This is a genomic window from Acidiferrobacter thiooxydans (genome assembly GCF_003333315.1).
GTDB classification, from domain to species: domain Bacteria; phylum Pseudomonadota; class Gammaproteobacteria; order Acidiferrobacterales; family Acidiferrobacteraceae; genus Acidiferrobacter; species Acidiferrobacter thiooxydans.
In genome coordinates, this window is the sequence record NZ_PSYR01000001.1 from 555,212 (window position 1) to 579,099 (window position 23,888).

At 64.0% G+C, this 23,888-nt stretch carries 26 protein-coding genes; 25 read left to right on the plus strand and 1 reads right to left on the minus strand.

Annotated features, from left to right (window positions below; translation table 11 throughout):
* The first annotated feature begins 3 nt into the window (after positions 1 to 3).
* The 17 genes from rpsH to C4900_RS02910 all read left to right on the plus strand — a co-directional run bounded on the left by rpsH (position 4) and on the right by C4900_RS02910 (position 11,487).
* Positions 4 to 393: a 30S ribosomal protein S8 gene (gene rpsH, locus C4900_RS02830; RefSeq protein WP_065972117.1), complete on the plus strand. Its 390-nt coding sequence runs from the start codon at positions 4 to 6 to the stop codon at positions 391 to 393.
* A 9-nt stretch (positions 394 to 402) separates the two neighbouring features.
* Positions 403 to 936: a 50S ribosomal protein L6 gene (rplF, locus tag C4900_RS02835; RefSeq protein WP_065972116.1), complete on the plus strand. Its 534-nt coding sequence runs from the start codon at positions 403 to 405 to the stop codon at positions 934 to 936.
* A gap of 9 nt (positions 937 to 945) precedes the next feature.
* Positions 946 to 1,299, plus strand: a complete 354-nt coding sequence (gene rplR / locus C4900_RS02840) for a 50S ribosomal protein L18 (RefSeq protein ID WP_065972115.1) — start codon at positions 946 to 948, stop codon at positions 1,297 to 1,299.
* Between the two features lie 9 nt (positions 1,300 to 1,308).
* Positions 1,309 to 1,824, plus strand: coding sequence for a 30S ribosomal protein S5 (rpsE, locus tag C4900_RS02845; RefSeq protein ID WP_065972114.1), 516 nt, complete (start codon positions 1,309 to 1,311; stop codon positions 1,822 to 1,824).
* An 8-nt stretch (positions 1,825 to 1,832) separates the two neighbouring features.
* Complete coding sequence (gene rpmD / locus C4900_RS02850) at positions 1,833 to 2,021, plus strand: 50S ribosomal protein L30 (RefSeq protein ID WP_065972113.1); 189 nt, start codon at positions 1,833 to 1,835, stop codon at positions 2,019 to 2,021.
* Entirely contained in the window at positions 2,021 to 2,449 is a 429-nt protein-coding gene (gene rplO / locus C4900_RS02855) for a 50S ribosomal protein L15 (protein WP_065972112.1), read from the plus strand. Before rpmD ends, rplO begins: the two co-directional genes overlap by 1 nt.
* Complete coding sequence (gene secY, locus C4900_RS02860) at positions 2,449 to 3,810, plus strand: preprotein translocase subunit SecY (RefSeq protein ID WP_065972111.1); 1,362 nt, start codon at positions 2,449 to 2,451, stop codon at positions 3,808 to 3,810. The genes rplO and secY overlap by 1 nt, the downstream gene beginning before the upstream one ends.
* An 8-nt stretch (positions 3,811 to 3,818) precedes the next feature.
* Positions 3,819 to 3,932, plus strand: coding sequence for a 50S ribosomal protein L36 (rpmJ, locus tag C4900_RS02865; protein WP_083996289.1), 114 nt, complete (start codon positions 3,819 to 3,821; stop codon positions 3,930 to 3,932).
* Positions 3,933 to 4,010: 78 nt separating this feature from the next.
* Positions 4,011 to 4,367, plus strand: coding sequence for a 30S ribosomal protein S13 (gene rpsM / locus C4900_RS02870; protein ID WP_065972110.1), 357 nt, complete (start codon positions 4,011 to 4,013; stop codon positions 4,365 to 4,367).
* A 15-nt stretch (positions 4,368 to 4,382) separates the two neighbouring features.
* Positions 4,383 to 4,781, plus strand: a complete 399-nt coding sequence (gene rpsK, locus C4900_RS02875) for a 30S ribosomal protein S11 (RefSeq protein ID WP_065972109.1) — start codon at positions 4,383 to 4,385, stop codon at positions 4,779 to 4,781.
* Positions 4,782 to 4,798: 17 nt separating this feature from the next.
* On the plus strand, positions 4,799 to 5,428 hold the full coding sequence (rpsD, locus tag C4900_RS02880) for a 30S ribosomal protein S4 (protein ID WP_065972108.1): 630 nt from the start codon (positions 4,799 to 4,801) through the stop codon (positions 5,426 to 5,428).
* 19 nt (positions 5,429 to 5,447) lie between these two features.
* On the plus strand, positions 5,448 to 6,452 hold the full coding sequence (locus C4900_RS02885; protein ID WP_065972107.1) for a DNA-directed RNA polymerase subunit alpha: 1,005 nt from the start codon (positions 5,448 to 5,450) through the stop codon (positions 6,450 to 6,452).
* A gap of 16 nt (positions 6,453 to 6,468) precedes the next feature.
* On the plus strand, positions 6,469 to 6,864 hold the full coding sequence (rplQ, locus tag C4900_RS02890; RefSeq protein WP_065972106.1) for a 50S ribosomal protein L17: 396 nt from the start codon (positions 6,469 to 6,471) through the stop codon (positions 6,862 to 6,864).
* Between the two features lie 539 nt (positions 6,865 to 7,403).
* Complete coding sequence (locus tag C4900_RS02895) at positions 7,404 to 8,480, plus strand: glycosyltransferase family 9 protein (RefSeq protein WP_083996288.1); 1,077 nt, start codon at positions 7,404 to 7,406, stop codon at positions 8,478 to 8,480.
* On the plus strand, positions 8,473 to 9,942 hold the full coding sequence (rfaE2, locus tag C4900_RS02900) for a D-glycero-beta-D-manno-heptose 1-phosphate adenylyltransferase (RefSeq protein WP_065972105.1): 1,470 nt from the start codon (positions 8,473 to 8,475) through the stop codon (positions 9,940 to 9,942). The genes C4900_RS02895 and rfaE2 overlap by 8 nt, the downstream gene beginning before the upstream one ends.
* Positions 9,942 to 10,718 carry a glycosyltransferase family 2 protein gene (locus C4900_RS02905; protein WP_065972104.1) on the plus strand — a complete coding sequence of 259 codons (777 nt, stop codon included), beginning with the start codon at positions 9,942 to 9,944 and terminating at the stop codon, positions 10,716 to 10,718. The genes rfaE2 and C4900_RS02905 overlap by 1 nt, the downstream gene beginning before the upstream one ends.
* A gap of 55 nt (positions 10,719 to 10,773) precedes the next feature.
* Complete coding sequence (locus C4900_RS02910) at positions 10,774 to 11,487, plus strand: SAM hydrolase/SAM-dependent halogenase family protein (RefSeq protein ID WP_065972103.1); 714 nt, start codon at positions 10,774 to 10,776, stop codon at positions 11,485 to 11,487.
* Here C4900_RS02910 and uvrA read toward each other — a convergent pair.
* Positions 11,452 to 14,328: an excinuclease ABC subunit UvrA gene (gene uvrA / locus C4900_RS02915; protein WP_114282275.1), complete on the minus strand. Its 2,877-nt coding sequence runs from the start codon at positions 14,326 to 14,328 to the stop codon at positions 11,452 to 11,454. The genes C4900_RS02910 and uvrA overlap by 36 nt on opposite strands.
* Positions 14,329 to 14,646: 318 nt before the next feature.
* Between uvrA and ssb the strand changes: the two genes are divergently transcribed.
* The 8 genes from ssb (at position 14,647) to C4900_RS02960 (ending at position 23,457) form a co-directional block, all read left to right on the plus strand.
* Positions 14,647 to 15,123, plus strand: coding sequence for a single-stranded DNA-binding protein (ssb, locus tag C4900_RS02920; RefSeq protein WP_065972101.1), 477 nt, complete (start codon positions 14,647 to 14,649; stop codon positions 15,121 to 15,123).
* A 348-nt stretch (positions 15,124 to 15,471) separates the two neighbouring features.
* Entirely contained in the window at positions 15,472 to 15,708 is a 237-nt protein-coding gene (gene vapB / locus C4900_RS02925) for a type II toxin-antitoxin system VapB family antitoxin (RefSeq protein ID WP_065971584.1), read from the plus strand.
* A gap of 795 nt (positions 15,709 to 16,503) precedes the next feature.
* Positions 16,504 to 17,082: a plastocyanin/azurin family copper-binding protein gene (locus tag C4900_RS02930; RefSeq protein WP_114282276.1), complete on the plus strand. Its 579-nt coding sequence runs from the start codon at positions 16,504 to 16,506 to the stop codon at positions 17,080 to 17,082.
* 183 nt (positions 17,083 to 17,265) lie between these two features.
* Positions 17,266 to 18,129 carry a hypothetical protein gene (locus tag C4900_RS02935; RefSeq protein WP_147267108.1) on the plus strand — a complete coding sequence of 288 codons (864 nt, stop codon included), beginning with the start codon at positions 17,266 to 17,268 and terminating at the stop codon, positions 18,127 to 18,129.
* 562 nt (positions 18,130 to 18,691) lie between these two features.
* A complete protein-coding gene (locus tag C4900_RS02940; RefSeq protein WP_141689355.1) occupies positions 18,692 to 19,441 on the plus strand; it encodes a hypothetical protein in 750 nt (249 codons plus the stop codon).
* 594 nt (positions 19,442 to 20,035) lie between these two features.
* The gene (gene leuA / locus C4900_RS02945) at positions 20,036 to 21,742 is read left to right on the plus strand and encodes a 2-isopropylmalate synthase (RefSeq protein WP_065971572.1); all 1,707 of its coding nucleotides are present in this window, start codon (positions 20,036 to 20,038) and stop codon (positions 21,740 to 21,742) included.
* An 824-nt stretch (positions 21,743 to 22,566) separates the two neighbouring features.
* A complete protein-coding gene (locus C4900_RS02955) occupies positions 22,567 to 23,196 on the plus strand; it encodes a YIP1 family protein (RefSeq protein WP_083996111.1) in 630 nt (209 codons plus the stop codon).
* A gap of 117 nt (positions 23,197 to 23,313) precedes the next feature.
* On the plus strand, positions 23,314 to 23,457 hold the full coding sequence (locus C4900_RS02960; RefSeq protein ID WP_083996109.1) for a DUF3096 domain-containing protein: 144 nt from the start codon (positions 23,314 to 23,316) through the stop codon (positions 23,455 to 23,457).
* Positions 23,458 to 23,888: the final 431 nt, after the last annotated feature.

Sequence of the window (23,888 nt, forward strand, 5' to 3'; positions counted from 1 at the left end):
GCCATGATGAACGATCCCATAGCAGATATGCTGACCCGCATTCGCAATGCGCAACGTGCCGAGAAGGTCAGTGTGCGGATGATGGCGTCCAAACCGAAGCTCGCCTTGGCAAAGATCCTGAAAGAGGAAGGGTACGTAAACGACTTCCGGGTCATCGAGGGCGCGAAGCCCGAGCTCGAGATCGAGCTCAAGTATTATGCCGGGCGTCCGGTGATTGCGCGCATCGATCGCGTAAGTCGGGGCGGTAGGCGCGTGTACCGGTCACACGACGCCCTGCCCACCGTTGATGGGGGCCTGGGAATCGCCGTGGTGTCGACCTCGAAGGGCATGATGACGGATCGCGCGGCTCGTAGCGCCGGGCTCGGCGGCGAGATCGTGTGCGTGGTGGTTTAAGGAGCGAGCATGTCGCGAGTTGCGAAAAATCCAGTGAGTCTGCCGTCGGGCGTGGCATTGAGCCGCAACGGCGCGGATGTCACGATCAAGGGGCCGAAGGGCGAGCTGGCGCACCGTGTCCATGAGCTGGTGGACATCGAGCAGGACGGGAATGTGCTGCGCATCGTGGCCACTGACGACTCGACTTTGGCCAATGCCCTGTCGGGTACCACGCGGGCGCTCGTGCAGAACATGGTGACGGGCGTGACCAAGGGATTCGAGCGCCGCCTTACGATTGTCGGCGTAGGTTATCGCGCGGCGGTGCAGGGTCACAAGCTCAACCTGACATTGGGATTTTCGCATCCGGTCGTGTATGACATCCCGGCGGGTATCACCATCGAGACCCCGAGCCAGACGGAGATCGTGATCAAGGGGGCCGACAAGCAGCGCGTGGGCCAGGTTGCCGCCGAGGTGCGTGGCTATAGGCCGCCGGAGCCCTACAAGGGTAAGGGCGTGCGCTATAGCGACGAGGTGGTGGTGAAGAAAGAAGCGAAGAAGAAGTAAGGCGACCCTATGAAAGACAAAGTAGCAACACGCAAGCGGCGGGCGTTCCGGGGTCGTAGGCGGATCGCGGCGCTGGGTGTGCAGAGATTGTGCGTGCACCGTACGCCCCGGCATATGTATGCGCAGATCATAGGGCCGGATAGCCGGGTGCTGGCCAGTGCGTCCACGGTCGAGGTCGAGGTGCGCAAGGACCTGAAGACCGGTGGGAACGTGGATGCCGCACGGCTCGTCGGCCGGCGTATCGCCGAAAAGGCGAAGGCGGCGGGGGTGGTGAAGGTGGCGTTCGACCGGTCCGGGTTCCGCTATCACGGGCGTATACAGGCCCTGGCGGACGCGGCGCGTGAAGGCGGGCTGGAGTTTTAAGGAGGCATTGTGGCGGCAGGCGGGACGGAGTCGGACGGTTATAGCGATAACCTCCAGGAAAAGCTCATCAGCATCAATCGCGTGGCCAAGGTCGTCAAGGGTGGCCGGCAGTTCGGGTTTGCCGCGTTGACGGTGGTCGGTGATGGTGATGGACGCGTGGGCATAGGGCAGGGTAAGGCCCGCGAGGTGCCGGTGGCTGTGCAGAAGGCAATGGATGATGCGCGGCGCAACATGGTGCGTGTGCACCTGAAGAACGGCACGCTGCATTACGGCGTCACCGCCAATCACGGGGCCTCGCGCGTGGTCATGAGGCCGGCCTCCGAGGGTACCGGGATCATCGCCGGTGGCGCAATGCGCGCCTTGTTTGAGGTCGCGGGGGTGCGCAACGTGTTGGCCAAGGCTCTGGGCTCCACCAATCCGATCAATGTGGTGCGGGCGACCTTGAAGGCCTTGCTGGATGTGAGTAATCCGGCGGAGATTGCCGCCAAGCGCGGCAAGACCGTCGAAGAGATCACGGGCGGTTAGGAGCGGCCATGGCAAAAAAGCAGATGAAGGTCACTCTGGTGCGCAGCATGTTCGGGACCGGTGCCCGCCACCAGGCGTGTGTGCGCGGGCTTGGCTTGCGGCGCTTGCATCATAGCGTGCTGGTCGAAGACAGTGCGGCGACCCGGGGCATGGTGCGCAAGGTTGCCTATATGGTGAAGTGTGAGGAGGTGGCCTGATGCGCCTGAATACCATTAAACCCGATCCGCATCGGACGGCGCCGCGGCGCGTGGGACGGGGTGGCGGTTCCGGTCTCGGCAAGACCTGCGGCCGCGGGCATAAGGGCCAGCGGGCGCGCGCCGGCGGCTACCATAAGGTCGGGTTCGAGGGCGGACAGATGCCCTTGCAGCGGCGCCTGCCGAAATTTGGGTTCCGCTCGGCGAAGGCCGCCGACACGGCCGCGGTGCGGCTGGGGGAGTTGCATGGATTCGACGGGACAGTGGATCTCGCGGGGTTGAAGGCCGCGAACGTAGTGGCGGCGACGGCATTGCGGGCGCGCGTATTCCTGTCGGGCACGATCGATAAGGCATTGGTGCTGAAGGGGATCGCCGTAACCAAGGGCGTGCGCGCCGCCATCGAAGCGGCAGGCGGCCGAGTCGAGGACTGATGGCCGCAAGGGACGCGAAACGCCAGGGGGCGCTGACGCCCGGAATGCTCGGGCGCTTGAGCGACCTAAAGCAGCGCTTGCTATTTTTGCTGGGCGCCTTGGTGGTGTTTCGTGTCGGGACGCACATACCGGTGCCGGGGATCAACGCCGTGGCGCTCGCAGCGCTTTTCCAGCGCGCGAGCGGTTCCATCATCGGGATGTTCAACATGTTCTCGGGCGGCGCGCTGCAGCGATTGTCGGTATTCGCGCTCGGTATCATGCCGTACATCTCGGCGTCGATCGTCATCCAGATCCTGACGCCGGTGATCCCGAAGCTCGATGAGCTGCGCAAGGATGGCGGGGAGGCGGGGAGGCGCAAGCTGACCCAGTACACCCGCTACGGGACGGTGCTGTTGGCGGCGTTTCAAGGGCTTGGGATCTCGATTGCCCTGGAGCACCAGACCGCGGGTGGCGTGCCGGTGGTGATGGCCCCGGGGATCGGTTTCGAGCTCTTTACGATGATCACGCTCGTGGCCGGTACCATGTTCCTGATGTGGCTTGGGGAGCAGATCACCGAGCGCGGCATTGGCAACGGGATCTCGATGATCATCTTTGCCGGCATCGTGGCGGGTCTGCCGCAGGCCATCGGCAGCACTCTGGAGCTTGCCAGCAACGGCTCCTTTCAGCCGTTGTTCGTGTTGCTCTTGTTTGTGGTGGCGCTCGCGGTGACGGCCTTTGTGGTGTTCGTCGAGCGTGGACAGCGGCGGGTGACGGTGACGTACGCCAAGCGCCAGCAAGGGCGCAAGATTTTCGGGGGTCAGACGACGCATCTGCCGCTCAAGGTGAATACCGCGGGCGTGATCCCGCCGATTTTCGCATCGAGCATGATCCTGTTTCCGACCATGGCGGCGAACTGGTTTGGGCAGGCCAAGGGCATGGGATGGCTGCATACGGTGGCGGCGGCGCTGGCCCCGGGCCAACCGGTATATCTGATCGTATTTACGGTCGCGGTGATGTTTTTTTCGTTCTTTTACACCGCGATGATCATGGACCCGAAGGATACCGCGGATAACCTGAAGAAGTCGGGGGCGTTCATTCCCGGCATCCGGCCGGGTGAGCAGACGCGGCGTTATATCGATGACGTCATGTCACGGCTGACGTTGTCGGGGGGGATCTATATTACCCTGGTGTCCTTGCTGCCGGAGTTTTTGATCTTGAAGTGGAACGTGCCGTTTTATTTCGGAGGCACGTCGCTGCTCATCATCGTGGTGGTGAGCATGGATTTCATGGCACAGGTGCAGGCGCATCTGATGTCGCATCAATACGAGAGTTTGTTGAAAAAGGCGAACCTCACGGGCGGAGTGAGCGGGCTACCTAAGTAGAGGGAACCATGAAAGTCAGGGCATCGGTGAAGAAGCTGTGCCGTAATTGCAAGATCGTGCGGCGTAAAGGGGTTGTCCGGATCGTGTGTAGCGACGCGCGCCATAAGCAGCGCCAAGGCTAGACTTGATATTCCGGGGTTTCTAGGCTAGGCTTGCGCGCTTTTCCCTTGTGAAGGGCGCGTTTAGGAGAGAACAGTACGATGGCCCGTATCGCAGGCATCAATATTCCGAACCACAAGCATGTCGAGATCGGACTTACGTCGATCTATGGCATAGGGCGGCAGCGTTCCCGGCAGATCTGTGATGCCGCGGGCGTGGCGCTGAACGCCAAGGTCAAGGATCTGACGGACGCCGAGGTGGAGAAGATCCGTGCCGAGGTCGGCAAGCTCGTGGTCGAGGGCGATTTACGGCGGACCGTGTCCATGAACATCAAGCGCCTCATGGATATCGGCAGTTACCGCGGCATGCGCCACAGGCGCGGGCTGCCGGTGCGCGGACAGCGTACCAAGACCAACGCGCGCACGCGCAAGGGCCCGCGCAAGGGCATTCGGAAGTGATCTTAAAGGACAGGTATGGCGACTAACTCACCCGCAGCAGGCAAGGTCAAGAAGCGCGTCAAGAAGAATGTTGCCGAGGGCGTGGCTCATATCCAGGCGTCTTTCAACAACACGGTCATCACGATCACCGATCGGCAGGGGAACGTGTTGTCGTGGGCGACCGCGGGTGGCGCGGGTTTCCGGGGATCGCGCAAGAGTACGCCGTTTGCCGCGCAGGTGGCATCGGACAAGGCCGGGCGCGCGGCGCAGGAGTTTGGCGTGAAGGCGCTCGAGATTCGCGTGAAGGGACCGGGGCCGGGGCGTGACTCCGCGGTGCGGGCCTTGCATTCGGCGGGTTTCGAGATCAGCAACATTATCGATGTGACGCCGATTCCCCATAACGGTTGTCGGCCGGCCAAGCGCCGGCGCGTCTAGTTGACGGAGAGAGAAGAATGGCCCGTGAGAACGCGGATGCAAAATGCCGGAAATGTCGGCGCGAGGGCGGCAAGCTCTTTCTGAAAGGGGAGAAGTGTTTTACCGACAAATGCCCCGTATCCAAGCGGACCTATCCGCCGGGGCAGCATGGCCAGCGGCGCAGCCGGCTTTCGGATTACGGTGCGCAGCTGCGCGAGAAGCAGAAGCTCCGCCGTATCTACGGGGTGCTCGAGGCGCAGTTCGCCAATTATTATTCCGAGGCGGATCGGCGCCGTGGTAATACCGGCGAGAACCTGCTGAAGCTCCTCGAGTGCCGGCTGGACAACGTGGTGCACAGGATGGGGTTTGGGGCGTCGCGTTCCGAGGCCCGTCAGCTCGTACGGCATAACGGCATCCTTGTGAACGGTAAGCGCGTCAATATTCCGGCCTATCAGCTCTCGGCGCAGGATGTGATCGAAGTGAGCTCCAGTGCCAAGGAGCAATTGCGCGTGAAGGCCGCACTCGAGGCCGCCGAGCAGCGCGGGTTTCCGGAATGGCTGGAGGTCGATAGCAAGGCCATGAAGGGGACCTTCAAGGCCGTGCCAGAGCGTCGCGAAATGCCCGGCGAGATCAACGAGCAGCTCGTCATCGCCTTGTACTCGAAGTAAGTCGCCGGAGGGATAGTATATGCAGAGTTCGGCAGCGGAATTTCTTAAACCTCGCAATGTTGGGGTGCAGACGCTCGGTCCGACGCACGCGCGGATTACCTTGGAGCCGCTGGAGCGCGGCTTTGGCCATACCCTGGGGAGTGCGCTGCGGCGCATCTTGCTGTCGTCCATGCCGGGTTGCGCGGTAACCGAGGCGCGCATCGAAGGCGTGTTGCACGAGTACTCGACGATAGAGGGGGTTCAGGAGGACGTCATCGATATCCTGCTGAATCTGAAGGGGTTGGCCATGCGTATGGAAGGGCGGGGCGAAGCGCGGCTGACGATCGACAAGACCGGGCCGGGTGTCGTGACCGCGGCCGATGTCCGCACCGACCAGAGCGTGGAGATCGTGAATCCGGCGCATGTGATTGCGACGCTCACGAAGGCGGTGACGTTGAAAATGGAGCTCACGGTGGTAGCGGGGCGAGGCTATGAGCCGGTCCCGGCACGTGCCCTGAATGAGGAGCGCCCGCTTGGCGGCATGCAGATCGACGCCTCGTTCAGCCCGATTCGGCGTGTGGCCTATACCGTGGAAAACGCACGCGTCGAGCAGCGCACCGACCTCGATAAGTTGGTGCTCGACATCGAGACCAACGGCGCCATCGATCCGGAGGCCGCAGTACGGCGCGCGGCGAACATCTTGCGCGATCAGATGGCGGTGTTCGTGGATCTGGAGAGCAAGGGGACTGAGATCCGGATCGAGGAAGAGCCGGACGTGAACCCCATTCTGCTGCGGCCGGTCGACGATCTGGAGCTCACGGTGCGATCGGCGAACTGCCTCAAGGCGGAGAATATTTTTTACATCGGCGACCTGGTCCAGAAGAGTGAAATGGAGCTCTTGAAGACCCCGAATCTCGGCAAGAAGTCGCTGACCGAGATCAAGGATGTGCTGGCATCCCACGAGCTCACCCTGGACATGAAGCTGGAGAACTGGCCGCCGGCATCGCTTCGGAACAAGGTTCCGGGCGAGGGTCTGGACCGGTAAGAGAGAGGACTGAGCCATGCGGCACGGCAATAGCGGACGGAAGTTCAACGTAACGAGCGCGCATCGCAAGGCGCTGTTCAAGAATATGGCGGTGTCGTTGTTTCGGCACGAGCAGATCGTGACGACCTTGCCAAAGGCCAAGGAGCTGCGGCGCATCGCGGAACCGCTCATTACTTTGGGCAAGAGCGCGACGGTCGCGAACCGGCGTCTGGCGTTCGCGCGCTTGGGGGATCGCGAGATCGTCGGGAAGCTGTTCGATGAGCTCGGGGTGCGGTATCAAAATCGCGCGGGCGGCTATCTGCGCATACTGAAGATGGGTCTGCGGGCCGGTGATACCGCGCCTATGGCGGTGGTGCAGCTCGTCGATCGGCCGGAGAAGACCGAGGCCGAAGGGACGGAGGCCGCCGCCTAATACTGGGAAAGGGCGTTGTACGAACAGGCAACCGGCTGGCATGGCGCCAGCCGGTTTTTTTGGTGCGCCCGGCAGGGCGCACTCACTTGACTGTGGGCGGGCGCAAACACCAAAGATCTGGCGAGCGCTGGATGAATAGCGGTGTCGCCGGGGGCGGGCGATGCCCCTCAAGCACGCGGCTGGGGGGGCCGATAGACCGGGAACTGGCCAAGCTCGGCGCGGCCGCATAGGGGCATAAGCGTACGCCGCGAAACTCTTCTACGGGTGGCCAAACCGCCATGGCGACAGCAGACGGGGCTCACCATGACCGACTTTGACAAGCGTGGCATGCCCAGGCCCTCATGACCGCGATGGCTCGCGCCGCCTGTTGCGGACCTGCCTGCCGGGTGGCGTGGGAGGGGTGCGGTCGAGGGCCGCAGGGCGACCGACCGCCCCCCGCGATTGCGCCCTCGGCAGGTGTGCGGCCCGTCCCTTCGGCCGATTGGCGGCCGCCACGCCGAGCGCTGTAATGGCCGCCGATGACAGCAGGGGATCAGGGCATGGATGCCTTCAAAAGCGTGTCGCGGATCTTGGTGGTGCGTCTCGATAACATCGGGGACATCCTGATGTTATCGCCGGCAGTGCGCATGGTGCGACGGGCATGGCCGGAGGCGCGGGTGACGCTCATGGCCTCGCCGGCCGGGGCGGCCGTGGCCGGACTGGTGCCGGGTATCGACGAGGTATTCGTGCATCGCGCCCTCTGGCAGGACGCCCATGGCGACATGGCCTTCGACCCGAGCCGTGAACAGGCGCTGGTTCGTGAACTCGCCCGGCGGTCGTTCGATGCGGCGCTGATATTCACAAGTTTTTCGCAAAGCCCATTTCCACCCGCCTATGCCTGCTACCTGGCCGGCATCCCCGTGCGCATCGGTCAATCCCGCGAATTCGGCGGCGGGGTGCTGACGCACTGGGTACGCCCGCCGGCCGACGACGCCCATCAGGTGGATCGGAACCTGCATATCCTGCGTGAGGTCGGCATCCCCGTAGTCGGGCCCGATGTCAGCGTCGTGCGCATCTCGGTGCCGCGGGCCGCGCACGCCCGCGCGCAGACAGTGTTGCAGGAGCGGGGCGTACGCGGGGATTTCGTCGTGATCGCCCCTGGCGCGACCTGTAGCGCGCGCCGCTATCCCGTGGAGCGCTATGCGGCGGTGGCCGCCGGCCTGCGCCAGGCGGGGCGTACGGTCGTCGTGGTGGGCGGCCCCAAGGACATCGCCCGGGGCGCGGCGGTGGCGAGCGCCTCGGGGGCGGTTTCTTTGTGCGGACAGACGGATATCGCGGTGCTCGCGGCGTTGCTCGCGCGCGCCCGGTTGCTTATCGCCAATGATTCAGGGCCGATGCATCTGGCCGATGCGGTTGACTGTCCCATGGTCATCCTGTATTCGGGCACCGATCGCGAATCGCAATGGGGTCCCCGCCGGGCCCCGGCGCGCCTCCTTCGCCGGCCGACCGCCTGTGCCCCCTGCTACCGATTCACATGCCCTTACGATCTCGAGTGCTTGGCGATCCCGCCCGAGGAGGTGGTGGCGCAAGCGCTGGGGTTGTGGGGCGAGACCCTCCGGGAGGTGGCCGATGGTTGACGTCCAGACGCTCATGGGTGTCCTGCAGTCCTTCGGAAAAAGACGTGTGCTGGTCTTTGGGGAGGCGATCCTGGATCGCTACCTGAAGGGTCGCGCGACCGGCATCTGTCGCGAGGCGCCGGTCCCGGTGGTAGGACTGCAGACCGTCCTGGAGGCCCCTGGGGGGGCTGCCAATGTCGCCGCCAACATCGCGGCCCTGGGCGCCCACGCGCGCCTCGTATCATGGGTCGGCGCGGATGACCATGGCCAGCGGCTGCGCGCGCTTATCGAGGGTCAGGGCGTGGACTGTACTGGCGTCGTCGCTGATGGCAACCGGCGGACCGTGGTCAAGCAGCGACTGCGGTGTGACGATCAGCTCGTGGCGCGTTTCGATGAGGGCGATGTGGGACCGGTGGCCGCCACGCTCGCCGCGCGGCTTGCCGCCGCGCTGTCGGCCGCGGCGGCCGGCTGCGATGCCGTGGTCGTGTCTGACTACGGGCTGGGTCTCATGGGCCCGGTCGTGCACGAGGCCTTGAAGCGTCTGCGGGGCCAGGGGTTGGCATTGATCGTCGATGCCAAGGACCCCGGGCGCTATCGCCATCTCGCGCCGCTTGTGGCGAAGCCCAACTTCGCGGAGGCCCTGCGGCTTTTGGGGGTAGGCGGTGTACCGCCGGATGACCGCCCTGCCTTCATCGCGCGTTATGAGGACCGTCTCCTCGACGCCACCGGCGCGCGATCGGTGGTGGTGACCCTCGATGCCGAGGGTGCCCTGCTGCTCGGGGCGGGCGGCCCCTACCGTACCGCTGGCCGTGTCGTGCCCGCCGCGCATGCCGCTGGGGCCGGCGATACGTTCGTGAGCGCCCTTACGCTCGCGCTCGCATCCGGTGCCGACACGTGCGTGGCGATGGACCTGGCGGCCGCCGCCGCCGACGTCATCCTGGCACGCGAAGACACGGCGACCTGCAGCCGGGAGGAGTTGGGCCGCGAGCTCGCCGGCCAGGGTAAGTTTCTGCGCGCACCCACCCAGATCCGAGAGATGGCCGGGCGCCTGCGCCAGACGGGGCGGCGCATCGTCTTTACCAACGGCTGTTTCGATATCCTGCATCGCGGCCACATCACCTACCTGGAGCGTGCGAAGGCCTTGGGCGATGTCCTGATCGTCGGCCTGAATGACGATGATTCGGTCCGGCGCCTGAAGGGGGCCGGGCGACCGCTCAATCCGCTTGCCGATCGCATCGCCGTGGTGGCGGCGCTCGGTTGCGTGGATCATGTCCTGGCCTTTGCCGGGGATACCGCGCACGGACCCATAGAGATGGTGCGTCCGGATGTGTTCGTGAAGGGCGGCGATTATGTCGCCAAGACCTTGCCGGAGGTGGCCTTGGTCGAGGAATTGGGCGGTCGGGTCCGACTCCTCGAATATATCGACAATAGCTCGACGAGCGGCCTCATAGCGCGTATTCGCAGAGACGCGCAGGCCGGCTAGTGGATGTCCTGATACCGACTTACAACCGGCCGGCCGCGCTGGCCGTGACGCTCGCGAGCCTGCTTGGCCAAGGCGTGCCGCTGCGCGTGGTGGTATCCGATCAGGGCGACGTGCCGGCCGCATCGGTCGCGGAGGTGCAGGCCGTGGCCCGGGTCCTCGAGGCCCAGGGGCACCGGCTTGTCTGGCATCGCCATCTGCCGCGCCGCGGTCTCGCGGAACAGCGCGCCTTTCTGCTCGCAGAGGCGCGCGCGCCCCAGGCCCTGTTCCTCGACGATGATGTGATTCTGGGGCCCGGTGCCCTGCCCCCGTTGCTTGCCACCCTGAAGGCCGAGGGCTGCGGCTTCGTGGGGTACGGCGTTATCGGGCTCAGTTTTCGGGACGACGAACGCCCCCATGAGCAGGAGATCGAGTTCTGGCAGGGGCCGGTAGTCCCCGAGACGGTGACCCCGCAGTCGCCGGCATGGGCCCGCCATCGTCTCCATAATGCCGCCAATCTCTATCATGTAGGGCGCAATGTGAGCGGTTACCAGCGTTATCGCGTCGCCTGGATAGGGGGGTGCGTGCTCTATGATGTCGCGGCCCTGCGTGCGGTCGGAGGGTTTTCCTTCTGGCGCCATCTGCCAGCGGACCACTGCGGGGAGGACGTGCTGGCGCAACTGAAGGTCATGGCCCGGTTCGGGGGTTGCGGGCTCCTGCCTTCGCGGGCCTATCATCAGGAGTTGCCGACGACCATCACCGATCGGCGCGTGGACGCGCCGCGCGTGTTGACGTTGTAAGGATCCGATCGCCCATTCGGGATGGGCCTTGGGCCAACGGTGCTAGACTCACGCGATGATTGTGTTGCTCACCGATTTCGGGGCGGCCGATCCCTATGTGGGTCAGGTGCGCCTGCGGCTTGCAGAAGGCGCGCCCGGGGTTCCGGTCATCGATCTCTTTCATGATCTGCCCAATTTCGCAATCCAGGCCAGCGCCTACCTCCTCTACGCCTATTGCCGTGATGTCCCGGCGGACGCGGTGATCATGGCGGTCGTCGATCCGGGGGTGGGTGGTGCGCGCCATGCCATTGTCTTGCGCGCCGGTGGACGCATCTACGTCGGTCCCGACAATGGTCTTTTCGAGATGGTGGCGCGGCGCGACGGGGTGGAGTCCTGCGAGGCCCTGACCATACCGGCTAAAGTCGCGCCTACCTTTCATGGACGCGATGTGTTCGCGCCGGCGGCCGCGGCCCTGGCGCGCGGTGCCCGCCCGAGCGCCCGTCCTGCGCCTTTGACGCGGTTTTCCGATTGGCCCGACGACTGGGCGCGCGTGCTGTTCATCGATCACTACGGGAATGCCGTAACCGGCCTGCGCGCGCGCCCGGGGTTGCGCGCACTCATGGCCGGAGGCCGTCGCTTAAAGCGCGCACGTTTTTTTGCCGAGGGCGCGCCCGGGGAGCCGTTTTTTTACGAAAACGCCAACGGCTTGATCGAGATCGCCGTCCGCGAGGGCTCGGCGGCCGCGATCCTGGGCCTACAGCTTGCCGACCCGCTGTTGATCCTGGACTGAGGCCGCGGAGGGGCGCCCATGGCGCTCGAGGACCTGCCGCAGGTAGCGCCCGGTGTGCGACGAGAGGTGGGCGGCCACTGCCTCGGGCGTGCCGCTGGCGACCACGCGGCCGCCGCCGCTACCACCTTCCGGGCCGAGGTCCACGAGGTAATCCGCAGTCTTTATGACGTCGAGATTGTGCTCGATGACGACCACGGTGTTGCCCCGGTCCGTCAATGTCTGGAGTACGCCGATCAATTGGCGGATATCGTGGAAATGGAGGCCCGTGGTCGGCTCGTCGAGGATGTAGAGCGTCCGCCCGGTGTCACGTTTCGAGAGCTCGCGCGCAAGCTTGATGCGTTGCGCCTCACCGCCGGACAGGGTCGTTGCCGACTGCCCGAGAGTGAGGTAGGCGAGCCCCACGTCGGTCAGGGTCTCGAGCTTGCGGCGTATCGCCGGGACGGCCTCGAAGAAGGTCAGGGCCTCCTCCACGGTCATCTGCAGGATCTCGTGGATGGTCCGGCCCTTGTAGCGGATCTCGAGTGTCTCGCGGTTGTAGCGCATGCCCTTGCAGATATCGCACGGCACATACATGTCGGGCAGGAAGTGCATCTCGACTTTGACGAGACCATCGCCCTCGCAGGCCTCGCAGCGTCCGCCACGGACATTGAATGAGAACCGCCCTGGACCGAATCCGCGCTCACGGGCCTCGACGGTGGCGGCGAAGAGGTCGCGCAGGGGGGTAAAAAGGCCGGTATACGTGGCCGGATTGGAGCGCGGTGTCCGCCCGATCGGGCTTTGATCGATGTCGACGACCTTGTCGAAGGCCTCCAGGCCATCGATGCTGCTGTGCGCCGCGACATCCAGTCGCGTTTTGTTCAGATGGTTGGCGGCGGCGGCATACAGTGTATCGTTGATGAGTGTGGATTTGCCCGACCCGGAGACCCCGGTCACGCAGGTCAGGGCCGCGACCGGGATGCCTACGTCGATGCCGCGCAGGTTGTTGCCGCGCGCCCCACGGATCACGATCTCGCCCTGCCCGCTGCGGCGCATCGGCGGTACCGGGATCTCCTCGACACCCTTTAGGTATTTCCCGGTCAGGGAATCGGGGTTTTCCATGATCTGCGCGGGAGTCCCTTGGGCCACGATCCGCCCGCCGTGAACCCCGGCGCCGGGGCCGACATCCACGACGTGGTCGGCGGCCAGGATCGCCTCCTCGTCGTGTTCGACGACGATGACGGTGTTGCCCATGTCGCGCAGGGTCTCCAGGGTCGCGAGCAGGCGGCCATTATCACGTTGGTGCAGGCCGATGGACGGCTCGTCCAGGACGTACATGACGCCGACCAGTCCCGCGCCGATCTGCGATGCCAGCCGGATGCGCTGTGCCTCGCCGCCTGACAGGGTCTCCGCGGAACGCGCGAGGGTCAGGTAATCGAGGCCCACGTTCACGAGAAATTTGAGGCGCTCGCTGATCTCGTGGATGATCTTGGCGGCGATCACCCCGCGCTGGCCGGGGAGCAGCAGATGCTGAAAGAATCCATGGGCCTCGTGAATGGATAGCCCCGTGACCTCATGGATGGCGCGCGCGTCGATGAATACGTTGCGCGCCTCCTCGCGCAGCCGGCTGCCGGCGCAGACCTCGCAGACCTGGTTGCCGATAAAGCGCGCGAGTTCGTCCCGTACGCTGGCCGACTCCGTGTCGCGATAGCGGCGTTCCATGTTGGGGATCACGCCCTCGAACGGGTGTTTGCGTCGATGCCGCCGTCCGCGGTCCACATAGCTGAAGGTGATCGACTCCTCGCCACTGCCATACAGGATGACCTGCCGGACCTTTTTGGGGAGGTCCTCGAAGGGGGTCTCGATATCGACGCCATAGTACCGGGTGATCGACTCCAGGAGCTGAAAATAGAATGGGTTGCGGCGGTCCCATCCGCGTATTGCGCCCGCCGGCAGGCTCAAGGTCGGGTCTTGTATGAGGCGTTCGGGGTCGAAGAACTGGCGAACGCCGAGACCGTCGCAGCTCGGACAGGCGCCGGCGGGGTTATTGAAAGAAAAGATCCGCGGCTCCAGTTCCGCGAGACTGAAGCCGCAATGGGGGCAGGCGTAGCGCGCCGAGAACAGCAATTCCTGCGCCACCTCGCCATCGCCGGGCAGGGTCACGAGGCGCACGAGACCTTCCGACAGCGACAAGGCGTTCTCGAAGGACTCGGCGAGCCGCGACTCCTGCCCAGGGCGCAGCACCAGGCGGTCGACCACCGCTTCGACCGTGTGTTTTTGGGTCTTGGCAAGCGGCGGGGCCTCGCCAAGCTCGACCACCTGTCCATCGATACGCGCACGGACATAGCCGCGCGCCTTCAGTTCCTCGAGCTTGTTCAAGGCCTCGCCCTTGCGTCCCGATATGACCGGCGCCAGCACCATGGCCTTGGTCCCGGGGGGGAGGGTCAGGGCCTCGTCGACCATTTGCGTCACGGTCTTGGCGTCCAGGGCGACATCGTGCCGCGGGCAGCGCGGTTCACCCACGCGCGCGTAGAGCAGTCGCAGATAATCGTAGATCTCGGTAACGGTCCCGACCGTGGAGCGAGGATTGTGCGAGGTGCTCTTTTGTTCGATGGAGATCGCGGGGGACAGCCCTTCGATCAGGTCGACGTCGGGTTTGGCCATGAGCGACAGGAACTGCCGCGCGTAGGCAGACAGGGACTCTACGTAGCGGCGTTGCCCTTCGGCATACAAGGTGTCGAACGCGAGCGAGGACTTGCCCGAGCCCGACAGCCCGGTAATGACGATAAGACGGTCGCGCGGCAGATCCAGGTCGAGGTTTTTCAGGTTGTGCGTGCGCACGCCCCGCAAACGAATGAGGTCCATAGGTTGTTTCGGGCCGGAGTAAATCGGGTACTATACGGCGCACGGCCAGGCAAAGGCAAAGAGCGAACGGATGGCCACGTGCGCCCTGTCCGTGGCTTGGTCCCGCCAAGGCCGGTGCGCCAAGGGCTGGTTGAGTCCGCCGATGGCGCACCATAGACCTAGGGGTTCGGCGGTCCGAATTGTCCAGGGCCCCTCTCTATCCAAGGCCGAGGGGGTGACATAAACTAAGGCCTTATCCAGGCGGGGTCGCGGGCCATGACGGTCTCGCGCCCTGCCGGCGGGCCCTTCAGGGCCCGTTTCCATCCCGAGGGAGGCGTTATGGCGCGCGGCATCAACAAGGTCATCCTGATAGGCAATCTCGGCAAGGACCCGGAGATCCGTTACGTGCCGAACGGCGGTGCGGTGGCCAATCTGAATATCGCCACCTCCGAGTCATGGAAGGACAAGGCGACCGGCGAGAAGCAGGAGCGGACCGAGTGGCACCGGGTCGTATTCTTCGGAAAGCTTGCGGAAATCGCGAGCGAGTACCTGAAGAAAGGGGCACAGATCTACGTCGAGGGACGCCTGCAGACGCGTAAGTGGCAGGACAAGTCGGGGCAGGACCGCTACACGACCGAGATTGTGGGTAGCGAACTGCAGATGCTGGGTGGCCGTGGCGGTCCCGGCGGAGGCGAAGGGCCACCCGCGGACCTGTCCTACGACTCGCCCGCATCCGGCCCGAGTGGCCGATCGACCCCGTCGTCGGCGCCGGCCCCGGGCGGCGGGGAGGACTTCGACGACGACATCCCATTTTAGAGTTTACCTAGCATAAATTCTGTGAACAAACCCCGGAAAGGCTAGATCCTTCCGGGGTTTTTCGTTCACACAAATAAAGGGGTGCCGCTAGGGGCGGAGTAGGCGACGCCTCCTACAGCGTTGCTGGTGCGCTCGGGCCTCGGTGGCCAAATGGTGAAGTTAAAAAGGGGCGCGGCGACCATGTATGTGCCTTATCTACCAAAACGCGCCGTAGCGCCCCGCCTGTAACTGCGTAACGAAACTTACGCCATAGCCGTTTAGGCTTGGTGGGAGTAGTTCAGCGTACATCCATGTGTTTACTTCGACGAAGAATCTGCCAGGATGTACATGTATGTACAGGAGATTCTCATGACGACGACAAAGATTTTCAAGAACGGCAACTCGCAAGCGGTGCGCATCCCCGCTGAGCTAGCCTATGATCGTGTCGATCTGGATCTGGAGATCGAATGCATTGGCGACGAGATCCGTATCCGACCGGCACGCCGACGACTAAATCATCTGCTCGACAAATTCGGCCGGTTCTCCGCCGATTTCATGGCTGAAGGCCGCGGCGACAGTCAGGAAGCCGATCGGGACGCGTTGTGACCCCGAAATATATGCGCGACACTAAAATATGTGTATCTATCTGATAAAGCACCATCCACCCGAGGTGGCCGCGTGTTTTGCGCGGTGCTATGTGGCGAGGTGGTAATTTCCTCGATCACGCTAGCCGAACTCGAGTGCGGCGTCACATGCTCCGGCGATGCGCAGTCCGGCAACCGTGCTGCCTTGTCCTCATTGCTGGTCGACCTCGCGGTTGCTCTTTTTGATGCGGCGGCTGCCACCGCCTGTGTTCCCAGCGGACCATGGTGCATGTTTTGATTGGGGCTCACCGCACAAGCGGCCCGCGCATCCCCTAGCTACACTTGATGGCGCCATCCTGAGATCGCCAATGCGTGGGGTTTCGGCTTCCGGCCGAGATTGTTCTTGCCGGGATTTTATCGTTTTTTGCGTGGCACCGATATCGTTCTCGAGGGCCCGTAAGGCCCGTGGCGTCCTTGCAGGGCTTCATGCGACGCCTAGGCGGCGCCGCTTTGTGATCAGAAAGGCCTCGGTTGGCGCAAGCGGCCCTTTCGTCAATGAGGGTTCGCGGGAGGCGGGGCGGCGGACATGCCGGCGCCACCGCTTGCCTTTCCATGATCTATTATTACCAAGAGGATATCGGATGCGATGGCGGGATGGGGTCACCTCCGGGTACCGGCACGATTCATCGTGGGTGCCAACGGGCCGACAGCTGCGGGAAGATGGCAGGCCCGACTGGCATGTCAGCCAAGGGTAGGGCCTAGGCATCGTGGGGCCGGGGACCGCGCCCGCCACTCGCGAACATGAGGAGAAGGATTAATGACAGGGAATTATGCTGATGGGCGCCGCGCGGGCTGGGTACGGGCGCTAACGGGGGTGGTGCTCGGGGTAGGGGCCCTGCTTCAGGCCGGTGTTGCGTCGGCGGGGCCGCTGGTGCGCACCGGCGCATTTAAGGAGGCGACATCATCGCAGGTGCGGGCCATGTTGGCCCGGGATAATGGGACGGTGCACGGCACGATTGTCTCCTATCGCGGGTCCGTGGCGCGCGTCACGGTCGTGGTGCCGCAGCCCGAGTTTCCATTCCCGAAATTCGAGATCCATCATGTCGACAACCCGACGCTCGACTTGCGGGCCGGGACGACCGTGAAATTCACGTTCATAGATCGCGTCATGGGCTTTAGCCACAGCTTTCAGATCACGCGCAAGGCCCCGCCATTTCCCATGTTCCCGAAGATCCGGCCGGTGTTGGCGGGAACCGAGCTGTCACCGCCACCCGGGGACGGGAAGTCGGTATATGCGGATTTCACCTGGCGCCCGGCCGCCGGACACTACTATTACCTGTGCGCGATCCCCGGACATGCCCACATGGGTATGTTCGGCGCGATAATCGTGAAATAAAGGGATCGAAAATCCGAGTGTGATCCGCGGCGGCCCAAAGGGGGCTCGTTGGGTAGACCGGGAGGTCGGCCGGCGAGGCCTACACGGCGCCGGGCGCGTGCGGGGCTTATGGCGTGGGCATACCGGCACGTTCCTCGTCGCTGTGCGCGCGGGGTCCGGTTACGAGAGGCAAGGGGGTTGGGTATGGTAGTCGGGAAATCACAAGGTCCGCTGGAGATGTTCCGCCAGGGTGTCGCCCTCTATCGGCGGGCCTTCGCGCTCTTGACCACGGAGTTCGTGGTTTTGCAGCTGACCACCATGCTGATGTTTGCACTTTTGGTATCAGCCCACATCCTGCCGATGCGCGCGCCGTCGACGTGGTCGGCGGGCTTGCGTGCCGCGCTGTTCTCCTGGGGTCTCGCGGTCGTGGCGCTGGTCTTGCAGATGGGCCTCATGCGCAGCCTGGCGAACGTCGCCGATGGCCGCAGCGCGCATTTTATGGATCTCTTGTGGGGTGTAAAGCGCGGCGAGGCCTGGCTGCTCGCGATTATCTTGCAAGTCCTGGGCCTTGTGATCTTGCAGGTCTTGGTGTGGTGTACGGCCGCGACCGGCATGCATGCGAGTGGTAACCCCCAGCACCCCGTCGTCCTGCTCTATGGCCCATTGTGGCCGTTCCTGTTTCTGCTTGCCGCGATCCTGGTCCTGGGGTTTTTTGGCAACACCGTAATCATGGCTATGGCCCTCGCGGCCCGTTATACGCTTCCGGCGTCTGCGGCCCTGCGCGCCGCTTTAAAGATCTTCCGTCGCGGCTACCGCCGCTATCTGTTTCTGAATCTCGCCGGCATCGGAACCTTGATGGGGGTGGGCCTGACGATTGCCGCGATCTCGGTCCTGCTCCTCATCCTTTTGCACGTCCTGGGTGCAGGCCCCCTTGGTCACGCCCTGCGCGCCCTTGTTTTCCTGGCAGCCATGTGCGCGATCGTGATCGCCGCGCTGATGTGGGGCGTGGTGTTGCTGGCCGCCTTCGTGATCGCGGGTGGTATGGTCGGGCCTGCCCACAAGCCCTGATCGCGTCCGGATGTGTGGCGGCTCATCCGACCGTGACCAAAAGCGCGTCCAGCCCCATCGACCCCTTGCAGTGTCGCCAACATTCTTCAGGGGTAGGCCTGTTGTGCCTGCCGGGCACGCCACACATGGCTGGACGACCTTGGGTCTACCAAAGGGGCGAGTTATCCGGTCGTCCACCATGAGAATCCTCGGCTTTTGTTTGTGGGGTGGCGTAGGCCGAGGCGCGGAAGGATATCGGACCCGCATTCCCGACGGCGACCCTTTCCCGCTCCCCTGGATCACTGCATCGGCGCAACCGGCTCGTGTCTATCGGTGCCGCCCGGGGCTATGGTGTGTTCCCAGGCTATCCTCGACCGGCCACGGCATACCCGTGGCATTGTGGCGCCGTGTCATGACGGCCGCTTCGCCACGATTATTAATAAATAATTTGCTGAATTGCAAAAATAGAAAATAGTTAGGATGTATAAAAAAACGCAATAAGACATTTTTCGCGCGGCCTGGATACACTGGCGGCGCAGGCGATCTAGCAGGGAATCACAATCATAACAAAGGGGAGGAGATTATGAAACGAATGGAAAGCCGTTCGGGTCTGTGGCCGGGCCGCCTGATCATGCTCGTGGTCGGCTTGGGTCTGTTTGTGATGAGAATGCATCCGGCTTGGGCCGCGACGGTGTCGGTTACGGGGGGCGGGGACGCGGCGGCCTCCTTGGCGCAGATCGCGAAGGAGCTGGCGCCAGCCAAGCCGTTTTTCGCGACAAGCGATGGGAAATGGATCGCGCCGCTTATGTATATCGGCTCATTTGCGCTGCTGGCCAATGGCCTCATGCACCTCGATCCGGCGCGCAAGAAGGCCAGCGAGTTCGGCGTGGGTATCATCACAGCGACGGCCGGCATTATGTGGTGGCCGTTTCTGATCGCTATGATGGTGGCGCAGGGGCTTGGGCCGCTCACGAACCTCGTGACCGGGCTTGCCGGCATGTACGCGTTCTTCTTCACGGCCCTTGGGCTGACCCAGATCTTTCGTGTCGAATCGCGCCACCAGTTGGGTGCGGTCGCGATCTTCATAGGGTGGCTCACGGGCGTGTACGCCTACTTCTTTCTGACGACACCAGCCCCTACGGGGGGTACATGGATGTATCACTTTACTATAGCCCTGGTATGGTTCGTGGCCATGAATCTCGCGGGCCTGTATATGCAGGGGCGGATGAATGAGCGCGTCCTGGGGTGGGTGGTGTCCTTCGCCGCCGTCTATACGTTCGCGGTGCCTGGGGTGCTTTGGTCTATGCCGCCTGGCCATCAAGGACCTTTCTAAAACGGAGGGGGTGTAGCATGATGCCTTGGACGTTGGTGGAAATTGCCGTGGCCGGATGGGTGATTGCCGTGGCGCTATGGCTGGTCAATTAGCGGTGCGGCAGGAGCCAATCCGGGGTGACGGGATCGAGGGGGAGTGGTCCAAGACGGGACGGACCGCATGAAGCGCTTGTAGGGAAAAAAGAAGGGGCGATGGGAGGTATTGACCCGCGGCCGGCATGATCGCCGACCGCGGGTTTCGTTTGCCGGACATAAGCTATCGCCGGCCATTACGATACGCCCCCTGTGGTGTGGCTTCGGCTCGGCCTTGACACCGCCACGCATCCGGGTGAATATGGGCCCATGACGCGTTTTGCCCATAAGCTTGCATGCCCCGGTCGCCGGTTTGAGCGACTGCGGGCTTATTCCGTCCTGTAATATCCGGTAAATCCTTCGTTTCGACTTTCCGTTGTTTGCGTTTGGGGTGGTAGCGTGTCTATCTCTGATTTCTCGAGGAATCTGCGACTGCGTCGCGCCTGCCGGGCCGTGAGCAACGGTTGCCCGGCAGTTGCCGCCGACCACGGTATGAGTCGCACTGACCTTGGGAGATACCATGATGTTGAGCACACCGCACCACAAATACCGGCCGTTTGCGCCGGTGAACCTCACGGATAGGACGTGGCCCGGGCGTACGCTGCAGGCCCCGCCGACTTGGCTCAGTACCGATCTGCGTGATGGGAACCAGGCCCTGCTTGAGCCCCTGGATGTCGACGCGAAGTGGGAATTCTTCGAATTGCTGTGCGCGGTGGGCTTCAAAGAGATCGAGGTGGGTTTCCCATCGGCGTCGCGCGCCGATTTCGCCTTCGTGCGGGATCTCATCGAACGGCGCGCGGTGCCGGACGATGTGACTATAGGGGTGCTCACGCCGGCACGCGCCGACCTCATCGACCGTTCGATCGAGGCCCTTGCAGGCGCGCGGCGGGCGATCGTCCATGTCTATAACGCCGTATCGCCGGTGTTTCGCGACGTGGTCTTTCGCAAGACCAGGGCCGAGGTCATGGCCATGGCGGTCGATGCCGCGCGCCGCGTGCGGGCGTTGACTGAGCGCAGACCAGAGACGCAATGGGTCCTGCAGTACAGCCCGGAGGCGTTCAGCGCCACGGAATTGGACTTTGCGAAGGCGATCTGCGATGCCGTGGTGGAGGCGTTCGGTGCTACGGAAGAGGCCCCCGTGATCATCAACCTGCCGGCGACCGTGGAGGTGGCGACACCCAACGTCTTTGCGGATCAGGTGGAATGGATGCACCGCCACATCGCGCGGCGCCGGGCGGTCATTTTGAGCGTGCACCCGCATAACGACCGGGGTACCGCCGTGGCGGCCGCGGAGCTCGCGATGATGGCGGGCGCGGAACGTGTGGAAGGCTGTCTCTTCGGCAACGGCGAGCGTACCGGCAACGTCGATCTCGTGACCCTCGCCTTGAACCTGTATACGCAAGGGGTCGCACCGCGACTCGATTTTTCGCGGCTCGACGAGATCGCGCGCAAGGCCTCGCGTCTGACGCGTCTCCCGGTGCATCCACGCCACCCTTACGTCGGCGATCTCGTCTACACGGCGTTTTCCGGGTCTCATCAGGATGCGATCCACAAAGGTCTGTCGGCGCAGCGCCCGGATGCCCCCTGGAATGTGCCCTATCTGCCGCTCGACCCAAAGGACGTGGGGCGCGACTATCAGGCGGTGATTCGCGTAAACAGCCAGTCGGGCAAGGGCGGCGTCGCCCATCTCCTGGAGACGCACTATGGGGTCGTGCTGCCGCGCCGGATGGTGATCGGATTGGGCGCGGCGGTACAAGCGCGCGCCGACGAGGAGGGAGGCGAGATTACGGCGGCCGATATCTGGAAGGTTTTTTGCGATCGCTACTTGAAGGATCCGCAAACGGTCCGATACCAGGGCCATGATCTTGAGGCCGGCATCGACGGTGATCGGGTGCGACTGCACCTTGCCATTGACGGGCAGACCGTGCGCTATGAGGGGTACGGGAACGGCCCGCTGGACGCGGCGTGCCGGGCATTGCCGGGGGCGATGCGTTTATGCCATTACGAGGAGCGGGCGGTGCGCGCCGGATCGGACGCGCAGGCCTTGGCAATCGTCGAGGTGGCGGGCCTCGAGGACGGCCGCACAGTGCTGGCCGCCGGCCTACATGAAAGTCTCGTTACGGCCTCGTTGATGGCTCTGGTTCGGGCGTGGGCCGACCTGGCGGCCGATGCCGCGATCGTGGGCAGCAGGCCGTATATCGCCGTTGGGGGGACTGCGACGGCCCCTTAGGTGGGGTTGCCATAGGTCTCATGCAGACTCGAAAACGGCTTGCTATCGTTGCGCGCTTCGGATGTCTCATGCACAGACGGGAAGGAGGAGCGCTATGAGAAGGCAGTTAGTGGCGGTTGGCAGTTCCCTGCTTTTGATGACGATGTTGACGGCCTGCCATCATAAGGAGAGCGGCGAGGCCACCCATGGATCAGGGGCGACGTCGTCGTCGGGGACCGCGGGCGGCGCCAATGGTGGTGGAACCGGTAGCGGCGGCAGCGGGACGAGCGGGGGCACGGCACCCTCAGGCGGCGGTATGGGGTCATCGGGTAGCGGTGGGTCATCGGGTAGCGGTGGGTCATCGGGTAGCGGTGGGTCATCGGGTAGCGGTGGGTCGGCAGGCGGCACCTAACGCGGTTTACGGGCGTCGGCGGGGTGCGAGGCGAGGGCCGGGTGCTCGGATCCCGGTTCTCGCGGCGGCGCATCTTGAGGGTCTCGCGACCTGGGGCCCCGGGCGCCATACGCACTTTTTGGCAGAGGTGGCGCCTTGGTCGTGGACGGGACGTGCGGGTGTGGTAGGGAGCGTCAATATTCCTGACTGGAGACGGTGGCCGGTCAGCGCGGGCCCTAGCCTGCCGGGCAGGCTTCAGAGGGTCTTTGGAGGGGCGGGGGGCCGGCCCCCCGCTGGCCTCGTTGCCGTAGTATCGTATGTATGCCCCGTGGCGGGCGCTTGGGCGGCGTCCAGCGGTACCTGTCGTGGGGGCGTTGCCGTGTTTGGTTGTGCCCCGGGCCTAGCCGTCACCTGGCGGGCACTGGTATGCTCGGCCCCGTACAAAGGGGCTACGATGCGGTCAGGGGATACGGTTGTCGGGGTTTTGAGGGTCATTCGTGACACGGCCATAAACGTCATATTAAGGCCCGTGGCGTTCTTCGAGACGATGCCGAGGCAGGGTGGGTTTCGGACCCCATATGTGTTCTTGCTCGTCATCGGTCTGTTCGATATGTTGTTGTTGTCCCTTTTTGAGGCGTTGGCCGTCGGGCCTGCGGCGGGGCTCGCGTTTGCCGTCCATGCCTTCGTGCTTGCGCCGTTGGCGTTGACCCTGTCTGGTTTCGTGCTCACGACTGTGTTTTTCGTATTCTGGAGGCTCATGGGTTCTGTGCAGCCCTATGAGACCGCCTACCGTACGTTTGCCTACAGCTATGCGATTTCGCCGGTGACCACGGTCATGGGGTTCGTGCCCTATTTGACGCTCGCGGGGTTGTTCTGGTGGTTTGCGCTGCTTATTATCGCGAGCATCTATGTCCATGGCATAGGTCGTCTCAAGGCGACCGCCGTGTTCGCCGCTCTCGGGCTCGCCATGACCATCTTGGTCGCGCGTGCCGAGCACTATGTCATGCGTCATGGCCTGACGCAGCCGGTTGCCCACATAAGCCGGTCGGCGGCCTCGACCCGCAGGCCTCCCTCGTCGATCTGATGTGATCGTGCGCGGCCCGGAAGATAAGGCCTCCTCCCGCGCCTGCCAGGGAGGAGGGACGAGCCTGACGGAAATCAGGTAAGCTCGTCGCCTCCAGTCCTCTACGAGACTACGCCCATGTATCTTCTCCACATTGCGCTCGCACCCGTCATATCGCTGATCGCCGGCATCCTCATTCTCATCGTCCCGCGCCTACTCAACTATATCGTGGCCATTTATCTAATCGTCATCGGTATCCTGGGACTCATGCACGGGGGATGAGAGGCGTCGTCGCGCCCTTGTTGTGGGGCGCGACGATGGTCCGGCCGCGGTTCGTCCGTCCACCGGGGATGCCGTTTGCACTCTCCGTAGTACCGGGTGCGTTCAGGCCCGCCTACTGCCTGCCATGGGCCGCGCGGTCATGGCCTGGGCGGCGAGGCTCTCCTGCATGGCGGGACAGCCCGCAGGGCTATCTTAAGGCTGGGCTACGCCCCTTTCGGGCCGGGGCCATGCGGTTCCGGGACCGAGACGCATGCGCAGGCGCCGCTATAGAGCGATTGTCAGATCAACGGTATCGCGCTCTCTGTGAGCGTGCTGGGCGCGCGACCACGCCTGCCCGTGCCGGTCGTGAGCGCCCTGCTTGCGATGGAACCGCGGGTCTTCGTTCCGCCATGCCGCGATGGGATCCCGCCTGTGCCTTTCGGTAACGCCGT